The 14,942-nt window shown below is 41.4% G+C and carries 14 protein-coding genes; 9 read left to right on the top strand and 5 right to left on the bottom strand.

The features are described 5' to 3' along the window. Positions 1–2: 2 nt before the first annotated feature. The 9 genes from NE848_RS03215 to NE848_RS03175 all read left to right on the top strand — a co-directional run bounded on the left by NE848_RS03215 (position 3) and on the right by NE848_RS03175 (position 10,110). Positions 3–1,403 (top strand): methylmalonyl-CoA mutase subunit beta, encoded by a 1,401-nt coding sequence (locus NE848_RS03215; RefSeq protein ID WP_252110766.1) that lies wholly within the window; start codon positions 3–5, stop codon positions 1,401–1,403. Positions 1,404–1,414: 11 nt separating this feature from the next. After that, on the top strand, positions 1,415–3,547 hold the full coding sequence (scpA, locus tag NE848_RS03210) for a methylmalonyl-CoA mutase (protein WP_252110765.1): 2,133 nt from the start codon (positions 1,415–1,417) through the stop codon (positions 3,545–3,547). Positions 3,548–3,741: 194 nt separating this feature from the next. Then, the gene (locus NE848_RS03205; RefSeq protein WP_252110764.1) at positions 3,742–4,623 is read left to right on the top strand and encodes an SDR family oxidoreductase; all 882 of its coding nucleotides are present in this window, start codon (positions 3,742–3,744) and stop codon (positions 4,621–4,623) included. A gap of 174 nt (positions 4,624–4,797) precedes the next feature. Beyond that, entirely contained in the window at positions 4,798–5,559 is a 762-nt protein-coding gene (locus NE848_RS03200; RefSeq protein ID WP_252110763.1) for a ParA family protein, read from the top strand. 5 nt (positions 5,560–5,564) lie between these two features. Beyond that, entirely contained in the window at positions 5,565–6,467 is a 903-nt protein-coding gene (locus tag NE848_RS03195) for a ParB/RepB/Spo0J family partition protein (protein ID WP_252110762.1), read from the top strand. Beyond that, the gene (locus NE848_RS03190; RefSeq protein WP_252110761.1) at positions 6,457–7,029 is read left to right on the top strand and encodes a DUF5683 domain-containing protein; all 573 of its coding nucleotides are present in this window, start codon (positions 6,457–6,459) and stop codon (positions 7,027–7,029) included. The genes NE848_RS03195 and NE848_RS03190 overlap by 11 nt, the downstream gene beginning before the upstream one ends. Positions 7,030–7,120: 91 nt before the next feature. Continuing rightward, the gene (dapB, locus tag NE848_RS03185) at positions 7,121–7,840 is read left to right on the top strand and encodes a 4-hydroxy-tetrahydrodipicolinate reductase (protein WP_252110760.1); all 720 of its coding nucleotides are present in this window, start codon (positions 7,121–7,123) and stop codon (positions 7,838–7,840) included. A 50-nt stretch (positions 7,841–7,890) separates the two neighbouring features. Then, positions 7,891–9,456: a signal peptidase I gene (gene lepB / locus NE848_RS03180; RefSeq protein ID WP_252110759.1), complete on the top strand. Its 1,566-nt coding sequence runs from the start codon at positions 7,891–7,893 to the stop codon at positions 9,454–9,456. Between the two features lie 3 nt (positions 9,457–9,459). Beyond that, on the top strand, positions 9,460–10,110 hold the full coding sequence (locus NE848_RS03175; RefSeq protein WP_252110758.1) for a WbqC family protein: 651 nt from the start codon (positions 9,460–9,462) through the stop codon (positions 10,108–10,110). Here the strand turns inward: NE848_RS03175 and NE848_RS03170 are convergent. From NE848_RS03170 to NE848_RS03150, 5 genes are read right to left on the bottom strand one after another with little or no spacing between them, the layout of a single operon-like run. Next, entirely contained in the window at positions 10,090–11,124 is a 1,035-nt protein-coding gene (locus tag NE848_RS03170; RefSeq protein WP_252110757.1) for an endonuclease/exonuclease/phosphatase family protein, read from the bottom strand. The genes NE848_RS03175 and NE848_RS03170 overlap by 21 nt on opposite strands. Then, on the bottom strand, positions 11,125–12,024 hold the full coding sequence (locus NE848_RS03165; protein WP_252110756.1) for a rhomboid family intramembrane serine protease: 900 nt from the start codon (positions 12,022–12,024) through the stop codon (positions 11,125–11,127). Beyond that, positions 12,024–12,773, bottom strand: coding sequence for a rhomboid family intramembrane serine protease (locus NE848_RS03160; protein ID WP_252110755.1), 750 nt, complete (start codon positions 12,771–12,773; stop codon positions 12,024–12,026). The genes NE848_RS03165 and NE848_RS03160 overlap by 1 nt, the downstream gene beginning before the upstream one ends. Beyond that, positions 12,773–14,626, bottom strand: coding sequence for a DNA mismatch repair endonuclease MutL (gene mutL, locus NE848_RS03155; RefSeq protein WP_252110754.1), 1,854 nt, complete (start codon positions 14,624–14,626; stop codon positions 12,773–12,775). Before mutL ends, NE848_RS03160 begins: the two co-directional genes overlap by 1 nt. Further along, entirely contained in the window at positions 14,627–14,920 is a 294-nt protein-coding gene (locus tag NE848_RS03150; RefSeq protein ID WP_252110753.1) for a hypothetical protein, read from the bottom strand. It lies immediately after the preceding gene. Positions 14,921–14,942: the final 22 nt, after the last annotated feature.

Here is a 14,942-nt window from a genome sequence, read left to right as displayed (position 1 = left end):
TAATGAAACAATTGTTATTTCAGGAATTTCAAGAAGTTTCTGCAAAACAATGGAAACAAAAGATCCAGGCCGATCTTAAGGGTGCCGACTATAACGAAAAGCTGGTTACCAAGACGCTTCACGGCATTGATATAAAACCTTTCTATTCGGCAGAAGATGTTGAAGAAACGCTGAAAGTCTCTAATCCTGCTCATTGGCATATCTGTGAAAAAGTATATGTAACTTCAGCCGCGGAAGCTAACAAAAAGGCTCATGAAAAACTTCGGCGAGGTACCGAAGCTATATGGTTTATTTTGCCTTCTAAAGAAATCGTTTTCGAAGAACTATTGAATAATCTTCAGGAGGATATAGATATCTACATGGAGCTTCATTTCCTCGATGCGGAATACGTGAAAAAGCTTAACGATTTCCTTAAGGGAAAACCTTATAAAGTATATCTACAAACAGATATCATAGGAAAACTGGCCAGGACCGGGAACTGGTTCGATAACCTGAAATCTGATCACGCCCAATTAGAACAGATCGTTCAGAATTCAAGAAATTTCGAATCTACAATAAGTATCAATCTTTCACTATACCAGAATGCCGGGGCGAATATTACTCAGCAGCTTGCCTATTCTATGGCACAACTTAGCGAATACCTGAACCATTTTTCAGAGATCCTTTCAGAAGAGGAAAAGAAAAACTTTAGATTTCAGTTTCAGGTCGCGGCAGGCTCAGATTATTTTTTCGAGATCTCAAAGCTCAGGGCCCTGCGGTGGCTAAATACCACTATCGCTAAAGAATTTGGCTTCAATACAGAATGTCATGTACTGGCACAACCCACCAGAAGAACCAAAACGCTTTATGATTTTAATGTGAATATGTTACGCACCACTACCGAGAGTATGAGTGCCATTCTGGGTGGTGCCAATGCCATTTGTAACATGCCTTACGATGCTATCTATCATAAGGACAATGAATTTGGAGACCGTATAGCCAGGAACCAGCTTCTCATCATGAGAAATGAGAGTTACCTGGATAAAGTAGGCAATGTGGCTGAAGGCACATATTATATAGAAACTATAACCAGGCAACTGGCTGAACAGGCTCTTGAAATCTTTAAAGAGATCGAAAAAGGCGGTGGGTTCCTGAAAGAACTAAAAGCAGGTGTGATTCAAAGAAAGATTAAGGAAAGTGCCGCAGAAGAACAGGAAAAATTCGATAATGGAGACCTGGTGCTTATCGGGACGAATAAATATGAGAATCCCCAGGACAGGATGAAAGATGATATAGAATTGTATCCATTCCTGAAGAAAAATCCCAGAAAGACCCTTATTGAACCAATACTTGAAAGAAGGCTGAGTGAAGAGTCTGAGATGAAGCGACTTGAAGAAGAAAAACAAAGCCAGCCAACCCAATAAAATTAAGATTTATGCAACGCAAAGATCTTCAAAATATTAAGCTTGATGATAAGGGCCTGGTAACCCGGGTACCTGACGCCAAAAAGGAGACTTTTACCACACCCGAGGAAATAGAGATCAAAAACTCATACTCGAAGGCAGATATTTCAGATGCTGAGCACTTGAATTTCGCTGCCGGCATCCCACCCTATTTACGTGGACCATACAGCACCATGTATGTTAGCAGGCCGTGGACCATCCGCCAGTATGCAGGGTTTTCAACTGCCGAAGAAAGCAATGCTTTTTACAGGAGGAACCTGGCTGCCGGCCAGAAAGGCCTTTCTGTAGCCTTTGATCTTCCTACGCATCGTGGTTATGATTCAGACCATGACCGGGTAGTTGGAGATGTTGGTAAAGCGGGTGTTGCTATAGATTCGGTTGAAGATATGAAAATATTGTTCGACCAGATCCCGCTGGATAAGATGTCTGTTTCAATGACCATGAACGGGGCCGTGCTACCAATCATGGCTTTTTATATAGTGGCAGCCGAAGAACAGGGTGTAAAACCTGAACAACTTTCAGGAACTATTCAGAATGATATTCTAAAGGAATTCATGGTGCGAAATACTTACATCTACCCTCCCACTCCTTCTATGAAGATCATTTCAGACATCTTTGAGTATACTTCTCAAAATATGCCGAAGTTCAATAGTATTAGTATCTCTGGATACCACATGCAGGAAGCTGGTGCTACCTGTGATATAGAGCTGGCTTATACACTTGCAGACGGACTGGAATACATTAGGAAAGGTCTGGAAGCAGGAATGGATATTGATAGTTTTGCCCCGAGACTCTCATTTTTCTGGGCCATCGGGATGAATCACTTTATGGAGATCGCTAAAATGAGAGCAGGGAGAATATTATGGGCAAAACTCGTCAAGCAGTTCAATCCCAAAAATCCAAAGTCATTATCTCTTAGAACACATTCACAAACCAGCGGGTGGAGTTTAACGGAACAGGATCCTTTTAATAATGTAGCAAGAACCTGTATTGAAGCGGCAGCAGCGGCTTTCGGTGGAACTCAGAGTCTGCATACGAATGCGCTCGATGAAGCTATTGCGTTGCCAACCGATTTTTCAGCAAGAATCGCCAGAAACACACAGTTATACCTTCAGCAGGAAACCAATATCACCAAAACTGTCGATCCATGGGCAGGAAGTTTTTACGTGGAAAAACTAACGGAACAGATCGCTGAAAAAGCCTGGAAACTGATTGAAGAAGTTGAAGAGCTTGGCGGAATGACCAAAGCTATTGAGGCCGGAATTCCGAAAATGAGAATTGAAGAGGCCGCAGCGAGGAAACAGGCAAGAATAGATAGCGAGACCGATGTGATCGTAGGTGTGAATAAATATCGCCTGGAAAAAGAAGATGAGCTCGTTACTCTTGAGGTAGATAACCAGACCGTAAGAAAACAGCAGATTTCAAGGCTTGAAAAGATCCGGGCTGAAAGGAACGAAGAGAAAGTTCAACAGGCACTCGAAAACTTAAGAAAGGCTGCTAAAGAAGAAAATGCTAATTTGCTGGCGCTGGCTGTCGAAGCCGCCAGGGAAAGAGCAAGTCTGGGTGAAATAAGCGATGCTTTGGAAGACGTGTACGGCAGATACAAGGCAAAAATTCAATCCTTTAGCGGAGTATATTCAAAAGAAATGAAAGATAATAGCTCATTTAATAAAGCAAGAGAGCTTGCAGATAAATTCGCCGAAATGGATGGCCGAAGACCAAGAATTATGGTAGCCAAAATGGGACAGGATGGTCACGATCGTGGTGCAAAAGTTGTGGCAACAGGATATGCCGATCTTGGATTCGATGTGGATATAGGTCCACTTTTCCAGACTCCGGCCGAAGCTGCCCAACAAGCCGTTGAAAATGACGTCCATATCCTGGGAGTTTCTTCCCTGGCTGCAGGACATAAAACGCTAGTTCCACAGGTAATTGAGGAATTAAAGAAACTAGGCAGAGAAGACATTATGGTGATCGTTGGTGGGGTGATCCCTTCACAGGATTATCAGTTCCTATTTGATGCAGGAGCGGTTGCGGTATTTGGTCCTGGAACCAAGATAAGTGATGCGGCTATTCAATTGCTGGAAATTTTGATTGACGAATAATCCAGTGGGCAGTCTCAGTTGCAGGTGATTGAAGTGGTTTATTTTGAATTTTGAATGCTGAATTTTGAATTCATTAGAAAATAGAGAAGAGAAAAGAGACCCAGATTAGAAACGGAAGATTATTAACGATAAACCAAACAGCTTAAGGCTTATTGCTTAGAGCTTTCAGCTTAAATTGGCGGAATATTGAAAATATGGATCTAAAGAAAAAAATGCTTCGGGACGATGCTCTTGAAGGGAAGAACATCATCGTTACCGGAGGAGGTAGCGGACTCGGAAAATCGATGACCAGTTATTTTCTGGAACTCGGTGCTAATGTCGCCATTACTTCCAGAAACCTGGAGAAACTTCAGAATACAGCAAAAGAACTGGAAAACGAGACCGGAGGAAAATGTTTCGCCGTTCAATGTGATGTAAGACATTATGATCAGGTAGAAGCTATGCGTGATGCGGTGATCGATGAGTTTGGCTCTGTAGACATCCTGCTGAACAATGCCGCCGGGAACTTTATCTCTCCTACCGAAAGACTTAGCGCCAATGCTTTTGATACTATCATTGATATCGTGCTAAAAGGAAGCAAGAACTGTACACTTGCTCTGGGGAAACACTGGATTGACAAAAAAGAAGAAAACAAGACGATTTTAAATATTGTGACTACCTATGCCTGGACAGGTTCAGCATATGTGGTGCCAAGCGCCACAGCTAAAGCAGGGGTTTTAGCCATGACCAGATCCCTCGCAGTCGAATGGGCAAAATACGGAATAAGGTCCAACGCGATCGCTCCCGGACCCTTCCCTACTAAAGGTGCGTGGGACAGGCTTTTACCGGGAGATCTCAAAGAGAAATTCGATCTTGCTAAAAAGGTACCGCTAAAACGCGTTGGAGATCACCAGGAACTGGCAAATCTGGCTGCTTACCTGGTTTCAGATTTTTCAGCCTACGTTAACGGTGAAGTAATTACCATAGATGGAGGAGAATGGTTAAAAGGTGCCGGACAGTTCAATTTACTGGAAGCAGTTCCTGAAGAAATGTGGGATATGCTGGAGAATATGATCAAGGCAAAAAAGAATAAATAGCGCCCTTTCATTCTTCAGTTTTCAACAAAAAATCCTGAAAAAAATCTAAAAATCAGAGAAAAGCCCGGTTTTATTAGGTTTTGACCGGGTTTTTTCTTTAGAAGCTGTTAACAATTTCATTTTCTAAACATATAATAAATTGTATTTTTACCTTTCAAAAATCATACACATTTAATGGGTAAAATCATTGCTATTGCCAACCAGAAGGGAGGCGTGGGTAAAACCACCACATCTGTGAACCTGGCTGCTTCATTAGGGGTTCTGGAAAAAAAGATATTATTGATTGACGCCGATCCTCAGGCCAATGCTACCTCGGGCCTGGGAATAGATGTTGAAGAAGTTGAAAATGGCACTTATCAGCTTTTAGAACATTCCATAAAAGCTGAAGATGCAATCCAGAAGACCAGTTCGCCTAACCTGGACATTATCCCTGCTCATATTGATCTCGTCGCGATCGAAATAGAACTCGTAGATCAGGAAAAAAGGGAGTCCATGCTTAAGAAAGCAATAGAGCCATTGCGTGATCTTTATGATTTTATACTCATAGACTGCGCCCCTTCCCTGGGACTTTTAACGCTGAATGCTCTTACGGCTTCAGACTCTGTTATTATCCCGATACAGTGCGAATACTTTGCTCTTGAAGGTCTGGGCAAGTTATTGAATACCATTAAAAGTGTACAGAAGATCCATAACAACAAACTGGATATAGAAGGCCTGCTATTAACCATGTACGACTCAAGGTTAAGACTTTCAAACCAGGTGGTTGAAGAGGTTAAGAAACATTTTGATGAGATGGTCTTTGAAACAATCATCCAGCGAAATGTGCGTTTAAGTGAGGCGCCGAGTTATGGAGAAAGCATTATTAATTATGATGCTTCAAGCAAAGGAGCCAGCAATTATCTGAGTCTGGCAAATGAAATTATCAAGAAAAACTAGTAAAAATGGCGAAGGCTACCAGAAAACAAGCGTTGGGGAGAGGACTTTCAGCATTGCTGAAAGATCCGGATAATGATATAAAATCTGCAGAAGATAAGAATGCCGACAAACTGGTTGGCCATATTGTGGAACTGGAGATGTCTTCCATTGAAGTCAATCCATTCCAGCCAAGGACAAGCTTTAACGAAGAATCTTTAAAGGAGTTAGCTTCTTCGATTCGTGAACTCGGCGTTATTCAGCCTATCACGGTAAGAAAGCTTGATTTTAATAAATACCAGCTTGTTTCGGGAGAAAGGCGTTTCAGAGCCTCCAAACTGGTAGGACTGGAAACCATTCCGGCATACATCAGAATAGCCAACGACCAGGAATCTCTGGAAATGGCCCTGGTAGAAAATATCCAGCGTCAGGATCTTGACCCTATTGAGATCGCTTTATCTTATCAGCGCTTGATAGACGAGATCAACCTTACCCAGGAGCAGTTGAGCGAAAGAATCGGGAAAAACCGTTCTACGATCGCCAATTACCTGAGACTTTTAAAGCTAGACCCGATCATCCAGACTGGAATGCGTGATGGCTTTTTAAGCATGGGCCACGGAAGGGCGCTTATCAACATAGACGATACCCAGAAGCAGCTGGATATCTATGAGAAGATCCTTCAGAAATCACTTTCGGTTAGAGAGACAGAGCAACTTGTACGCGACCTTAACAACAATGGAAAGGAAGCTCCACCAAAGAAAAAGGCTTCGGTTCCAAAGACCTATAAAAAAGGGATCAAGGAATTCTCAGAATATCTCGGCACCAAAGTAGATGTGAAGGTGACCAAAAAAGGAAGCGGAAAGCTTAGCATTCCTTTCTCTTCAGAAGAAGACTTCGAAAGAATCAAAAAATTAATCCGGGGTGAAGAATAATCAGCTCTTTTTCCTCTTTTTTTTTCTGCTTGCCGTTTCAGTAAGTAATGCCCAGCAGGATACGCTTTCGGTCAAAACCGAAAAGATCGTTAAAGAACAGGAAAAGGATTATGAACCCTACAACGCTTTAGCTCCTTCAAAAGCAGCTTTTTACTCTGCAATACTACCCGGTCTTGGCCAGGCATACAATGGCAGTTACTGGAAAATACCTATTGCTTATGGGGGGCTAGCGACCGGGATCTACTTCTACCTGGAAAATGATAAACAATATGACCGGTACCGGGATGCCTATAAAGACCGTCTGGCGGGTAGAACTGATGAGTTCCAGGGACGCATCTCTGACGACGGATTAAGGCGTGCACAGGAATTCTATCAAAAGAATAAAGAGATCTCCATCCTGGTAACAGTTGGAGTTTATATACTAAATATTGTGGATGCCAATGTTGAAGCACATTTGCGCCAATTCAACGTTGATGAAGACCTTAGCCTAAGGCCCAATATGGATTTTGACGCCTTATCTGGAAAAACAAATTACGGACTTACACTAAATTTCAATTTTTAAGATGAAATGAGCATAAATTGGAATTTTATACAAACACAAATAAAGATATGCGAATTGCATATGACCATTAAAAAACAATAGTTATCTACATATGAATATTGCACTATTAGGTTACGGAAAGATGGGAAAGGCCATCGAGGAAATTGCAAAAAAAAGAGGACATAGCATTGTTTTAAAGGTTGAAGAAGACATTGAAAACTATGATCTTGATAGCTCAAAAACAGATGTTGCTATCGATTTCAGTGTTCCAAAAGCGGCCTTTAAGAATATCACCACCTGTTTTAAGCACGGAATTCCAGTTGTTTGTGGAACCACCGGCTGGCTGGAAGATTATGAAAAAGCTAAAAAGATCTGCGAGGAAAATAATTCGGCATTCATTTATGCTTCTAATTTTAGCCTGGGTGTAAACGTATTTTTTGAACTCAACCAGAAACTGGCTAATATGATGAAAGGCCTGGAAGACTATTCAGTAGAGATCGAAGAGATACATCATGTTCAGAAGCTGGATGCTCCCAGTGGAACGGCAATTACGCTGGCCGAACAGATCATAGACAAGAATCCACGAGTTGACGGCTGGCAACTTGATGATGCCGAAAAGGATGAGATTCCTATCTACGCGAAAAGAGTTGAGGATGTTCCAGGCACTCATACCGTCACTTATGATTCTTCAATAGATAAGATAGAAATAGTGCACACTGCTAAATCAAGACAGGGCTTTGCCCTTGGAGCGGTGGTGGCAGCCGAATATTTAAAGGACAAGACAGGCATCTTTACCATGAAAGATGTGCTTGCCGATCTTTTTGAAAATTAATTGTAACATTTAAAGGTAAAATTGGCCTTATACTGTAAAGATTATAAAATATGACATTTACCGAATGGTTTCTATTCTTCCTGTTTGTTCAGGTTATACATTTTCTCGGAACCTGGAAACTTTATCAGAGAGCAGGTAGAAAAGCCTGGGAGGCAGCCGTACCCGTTTATAATGCAGTAATATTAATGAAGATTATAAACCGCCCCTGGTGGTGGGTTGTCCTAATGTTCATCCCAATTGTTAATCTCATTATATTCCCGGTGGTATGGGTTGAAACCATTAGAAGTTTTGGAAGGAACTCTACCACTGAAACCTTCCTGGTGATTCTCACGCTCGGTTTCTATATCTATTATGTGAACTACGCTACTAAAGATGCGTATATAGAAGACCGGGACCTTAAACCAGGAACAGAGGCCGGAGAATGGATTAGCTCCATTCTTTTTGCGGTGATAGCGGCCACTATAGTGCATACCTATATCATGCAGCCCTTTACCATTCCTACTTCTTCTCTGGAAAAGACCTTACTGGTTGGAGATTTCCTGTTCGTAAGTAAATTTCATTATGGTGCAAGAGTGCCTCAAACGGCTGTAGCTTTTCCAATGGTACATGACACTATTCCGATACTTGGAGTAAAATCTTATCTGAATAAACCTCAAATCCCTTATTTCAGGTTTCCCGGTTTTGAAAATGTGGAACGTAACGATATTGTGGTCTTTAACTGGCCTGTGGATACCGTTCGCAAATTCTTTGACCGCTCAGGAAAACATTATAAAAAACCTGTAGATAAAAAATCGAATTATGTAAAGAGGGCCGTTGGGGTACCCGGCGACTCGCTTTCTGTGGTTGACGGATATGTTCATATCAACGGAGAGCAGCTTGAGTTACCAGAAAGGGCCAAGCCTCAGTTCTCTTATGTGGGAACCACCAAAGGGCAGCCTTTTAATCCGCAAAGCCTTTACAAGCTATATGATATTACCGATGGCTATTCCTATAACCCGAACAATAATTTCTTTGTGATCAGGGCTCTGTCTGAAGAAAATTTTGAGCGTTTTAAGAATCATCCCAATGTAGCATCGATCAGAAGATATGTAGATTCGGCCGGGGTTAAGAACCCATCGCTTTTCCCTAATGATGGGAAACGAAACTGGAACAACGACAACTTTGGCCCGGTATATATTCCGGAGGCTGGCAAAACAGTGGATATAACTCCTGAAAGCATGCCTTTCTATAAAGAGATCATCGAGACCTATGAAGGCGAAGAAATGGGAATTAGCAACAAACTTAGTGTAAATGGTACTCAGGTACTTCTTAACGGTCAGCCTATAGACTCCTATACCTTCAAGCAGAATTATTACTGGATGATGGGTGATAACCGAAATAATTCGGAAGACAGTCGTACCTGGGGATATGTTCCGGAAAACCATATCGTGGGGAAACCCGTATTTATCTGGATGAGCTGGGATTCCAATGCCAGCGGATTTGATAAAATAAGATGGGACAGGGTCTTCACCACTGTTAAAGGTGATGGCGAACCAACCTCATTTCTCCCATATTTCCTTATAGTGCTCGTGATCTTCTTCGGATGGAGATATTTTAAAAAGCGCAGAGAAGCATAATAAATGGAAACGGTATTGTTACATCCTACCTATTTTGGGCCTGTAAGCCAATGGGTAGCATTTGCAAAGGCAGAAAAGGTCATTTTCGAGAATGAAGACAATTACCAGAAACAGACCTACCGTAACCGGATGTATATCTATGATGCCAACGGAAGGTTGACACTTAACATTCCCATAAAACACAGTTCTGCTTTAGGCCTGAACACTAACGGCAGACAGAAATATAAGGATGTTCAGATAGAAAATAGTTTCGACTGGCAGCTTCAGCACTGGAGAGCGTTCAAAGCCTCATACCAGACTTCTCCTTTCTTTGAGTTCTATGAAGATGAGCTTTACCCTCTTTATGAAAAGGAATTCAAATATCTGATGGACTTCAATTATCACTGTATGGAATTCGTCGCCGATTGCCTTCAGGTAGACTGGGAATTTGAAAAGACAGATGAATTCATCCTTGAACCAACAGGACTTACGAACCTCAGGAGTCTGGTAAATGCAAAATCAAAACAGGTTTTTCAGAACAAGCCCTACACCCAGGTATTTGATTCCAAAAAAGGTTTCCTGCCAGATCTCTCTATTCTAGACCTCATCTTTAATGAAGGGAATGCTTCGCTAGGTTATCTGGAAGCTCAGGACCTAGAGTCCTATTTTGGTTAAAATGGGGTAATGATCGGAATAATCGATCTCGAATTTCTGAAATTCAGTTATTTTAAGATCCTCTTCCACCAGAAAAAAATCTATCCTTAAAGGAAAGTAGTTGAGTTTGAAACTTTTTCCGAACCCGCTTCCAGCTTCCAGGAAAGCATCCTTGAACCTTCCCTCCTGCTTTACCAGGTCATAAATATAAGAGAAGCTTGTATTATTGAAATCACCGGCGATAAGAGTTTGATAAGGCGACTTTTTAACCTCCTCCATCATCATCTCTGCCTGCTCCTGCTGAAGTGAAAATCCGTAACCAATACGGCCGAGCAGTTTTTTTGAATCCTCTTTCTGAAGATCATCAATCCCCGGTTTAATATTGAGGGACTGAAAATGAACATTGAATACCCTGAGGGTATCCTTATTATTTATTAAAACATCAGTATAAATGGCATTATTATTACCATCATGAGGGAAATCTACCGAATGCTTTTTAATAATAGGAAATTTAGAAAAGATCGCTGATCCGAATTCAGAATTTTTCCCCTTGAGCTTGATATACTCATAAGGGTATAGCTCAGAAAGCTCTGCCGCACCTATATAATGTTCCTGAACGCACAGGATATCCGGGTTCTTTTCTTTGATGAATTCTGTGATCTTCTCCGGAATATCCTTTCGGTTGGACCATTCATAAGCATTGAACATCCTTACATTATAACTCATTATCGAGAAATCTGAAGATTTTTCATTATCAGATTCAGCCTCCGAGAATTTCACAAAGCTGGTCACGTAATTATAACCAAGTAACAAAACTATAAGCGATAGCAGTAATTGCCTTTTCAACCGAAGTATCCAGTAAAGCAAAAAGAAGGTGTTAAGAATAATTAGAACCGGAACGCCAAGGCTCAATACAGAAAGTAATGGAAATGATTTTGGAGGTATATGAGGCAGTAAATAAGAAAATAAAAGGGCGGTTGCCGCAAGCGAATTCAGTATAAAAATGAATTTGTCAAAGATGCTCAGCTTCTTCATCTAATCCTCTTTTCCTGCCTGGAATAAAAAGTCTTTTTCAGCCTTGCTCAGACTATCATAACCACTTTTACTGATCTTATCCAGAATGGCATCTACCTTTTTCTGCTTGTCATCCTTATCCATGGTCTTTGATTGCCTTGAAGGGGATTTGGTAGTTTTACCAGAACGATGAACGGTCTTCATTTTCGCCTTTTTCTCCCTTGGCTTAAAAAGGGAGGCTATCCCATCCATTAGATTTTCAAACCACTTTCCAATATCGTTGCCTTTTTGAAGCTGATTGGTATATAGATACCCCAAAGCCGCTCCTCCAAGGTGGGCCAGGTGTCCGCCTGCGTTGCCCATCGGGATCTGAATGATATCGATCACCACAAGGAATGCCGCAATCCACCAGAATTTAATACTGCCAATTAACATAAGTCTCACCCTCATATTCGGAATATGAGAAGCGATACCAATTAGAACAGCCATAACTCCGGCTGAAGCTCCCATCAGATATGAGCGACCGGTCCCCTGAAAAGCAGGAAAAAGATTATAGCTCAGCATATACACCAAAGCGCCTATTATCACTCCCAGGAAGTAATAATTCAATAATCTCTTTGGAGAAAAATAGTTTAGAAAATATATCCCTGAAAAATAAAGGATCAGCATATTGGATAAAATATGCCAGATACCACTATGCAGAAATGAATAAGTGATTATAGACCACGGCTTCAGGATAAACTCCGCCGGATCTTTAGGAAAAACGAACCATTCCAGTAAAAAATCTGAAGGCAGCTGAAACAGGTAAGCCAGTGTTCTGAACAGAAAGAACAATATAAAGACCAGCACATTGATCGCAATGAGCTTTTCGGTGACCGTAGCGGTCTGTATCTTATATCTGATCTTATCTGAGGATCTCATCAGTACCAGCGATTGTTATTAAACTGATTCTTTTTCCAGTAATACATCATTATAAAGCCAAATAAGGCTCCTCCCACGTGTGCAAAGTGCGCGATAGACCCACCAAATATCGAATAACCGGTAAAGCCTGAAAACAAATCTAAGGCAATTAATCCGGGAATAAAATATTTGGCTTTAATTGGTACGGGAACAAACAAAAGAAATAACTGAACATTTGGGAACATCATTCCAAACGCCACCAGTATCCCGTATATTGCTCCTGAGGCTCCAACCGCGGGGTTAGAGAATGCCTGTAACATTGAACGAAGTGTCCCTTCATCCATTCCTTCAGGAATCCTGAACCTGTTCGAAGCATAGGCTTCCTGTATATAGTTCATCACTTCAGGCGGGGTCCAGCCAAGTTCCAGTAAGCCGTTAAATCCTTTCTGATAGGCATAGTAATTAACAAGGGTATGCAGAAGGGCGGCACCAATACCCGCCGAAAAGTAGAAAAATAAGAATCTTTTCTGACCCAGCATTTGCTCTATTGGGCTTCCAAAAGCCCATAGTGCATACATATTAAAAAGTATATGCATGAATCCACCATGCATGAACATGTGGGTAAGTATTTGCCAGAAATGGAAATTGGGGTTTTTCACGAACCAGAGCGCGAAATACTCGTATGCAACATCACCAATTAGCTGACTACCAATAAAGAAAATTACATTTATGATCAATAGAACCTTTACGGTCTCTGTCATTCTTCCCATCAGGCAAATTTTTTATCCAGTTCATCAACCGACAGGGTTATGAACACTGTTTTATTAAAAGGGTTCAGGGCCGGTTCCTTACACGCAAACAACCGGTTTACAATATGTTGCTGTTCGGCCGAGTTCAGCAATGTTCCAGATCTTACAGCCATGGATTTAGCCAGTGATTTGGCCAATAGATCGGTTTGCGAAAAGCCGTCCTGCGGCACATCCTTTTCAAAATCGGCCAGTAACTGCTCAAGCAATATCTGTATTTCGCTTTCTGAAATAAGGGTAGGAATCCCCGTGATCTCTACCTCATCTTTATCGATCTGAGAAAAGATAAAGCCCGTCTGCTCCAGTGATTCCTTTAATTCCTTCAGCATTTCAATTTCATGATTGTTGAATTGAAGCCTTAAAGGAAATAAAAGTTGCTGACTAACTGCCGCCGAAACTGTTATATTTTTCAGTAATTCTTCATAAAGTACACGGGTATGTGCCCTGTGCTGATCAATTACAAGAATTCCACTTTTAAGTGTTGAAACTATATATTTTTTATGTAGCTGAAAAGTGGATTTTTCAGGCTCCTCCTCCCTGGCCCCAAAAAGATTCCCGGTAACTTCTTCACTCTCAAATTCTATCTGCCTGACATCAACATCTGTTTCAGTTTCCTGTTGCATCCCTGAATAAAGGCTTTCCCATTCTGCCGGTTTCTCTCTTCTAAAACTACTCCCTCCCGAAAACTGAGATTTTGAGCTGCTCTCATTCTGAAATGGGTTAAAATTGCGGTCTACTTCTATCTGTGGAGTGTTCACCTCTTTATTCTTATAATCATAAGGTGTATCCAGCTCAGAATCCCTTTCGAAGTCCAGCATGGGAGCTACATTGAACTGACCAAGGCTGTGTTTGATCGCACTTTTAAGGATAGCATATAAGGCATGCTCATCATCAAACTTGATCTCTGTCTTGGTGGGATGAATGTTTATATCTATAGACTTTGGATCTACTTCCAGGTACAGAAAATAAGTAGGGTAACTTTTCTCCTTCAAAAGGCCTTCGAACGATGCCACCACCGCGTGATTCAGATAAGGACTTTTGATGAACCGGTTATTTACAAAGAAGAACTGCTCTCCCCTGCTCTTTTTAGCGAATTCAGGCTTACCAACAAAACCGGAAATTTTCACAATTTCGGTATCCTCTTCCACCGGAACGAGTTTCTCATTGGTCTTTCCTCCAAGGATATTGGTTATACGCTGGCGGAAATTAGTAGGAGGCAACTGAAACAACTCATTTCCGTTGTGGGTTAATGTAAAACTGATATCGGGATGAGCAAGCGCTACCCGCTGAAACTCATCAATAATATGGCGGGTTTCAACATTATCTGACTTAAGGAAATTACGCCGTGCCGGAATATTATAAAAGAGATTCTTAACGCTAATACTTGTTCCTTTGGGTGTCACGCAGGGATCCTGTGAAACCACCTGACTACCTTCCACTTTTATACAGGTACCTACTTCGTCTTCTTCGGTTTTGGTCTTTAACTCAACATGTGCGATCGCAGCTATTGAAGCCAAAGCCTCCCCGCGGAAGCCTTTAGTTTTAAGGCTAAAAAGATCATCGGCAAGCTTTATCTTGGAGGTCGCATGGCGTTCAAAACTCATCCGGGCATCGGTAAGTCCCATTCCAACACCATCATCAACTACCTGAATAAGAGTTTTACCGGCATCCTTGATAACCACCTGGATACGGCTAGCTTTTGCGTCTATTGAATTTTCGAGAAGTTCTTTTATTACAGAGGCCGGACGTTGCACCACTTCACCCGCAGCGATCTGGTTGGCAACATGATCGGGCAACAATTGAATTACGTTACTCATTTAACGGGGGTTCGAGAAAATGGACAAATCAAAATCTAAAATCCACAGGCAAATGAAAAGTAAGATTATAATGATATAAATAACACGCCTATTAATGCTTCGGTTTCCCCTGGTACGGCTATCCTTGCGAGCCTGAGCCCAGTGGGAACCAAAATCTATCGCATTAGTGGCTTCCTTGTATTTATTGAATTTGGAATCAAAATCATAGATATTCCCGGTATCCTTCCCCTTATAATAACGAGGGGTATAGTTATACCTGGCGTTTTTCCTGATTTTGTTAAAACTGATTTTCAAAACTGTAGACTGTTTGCTGATC

The organism is Gramella jeungdoensis, assembly GCF_023805255.1.
Lineage (GTDB): Bacteria > Bacteroidota > Bacteroidia > Flavobacteriales > Flavobacteriaceae > Christiangramia > Christiangramia jeungdoensis.
Note: the sequence above shows the minus strand (reverse complement) of the source record. Positions and strands in the feature narration are given on the sequence as shown.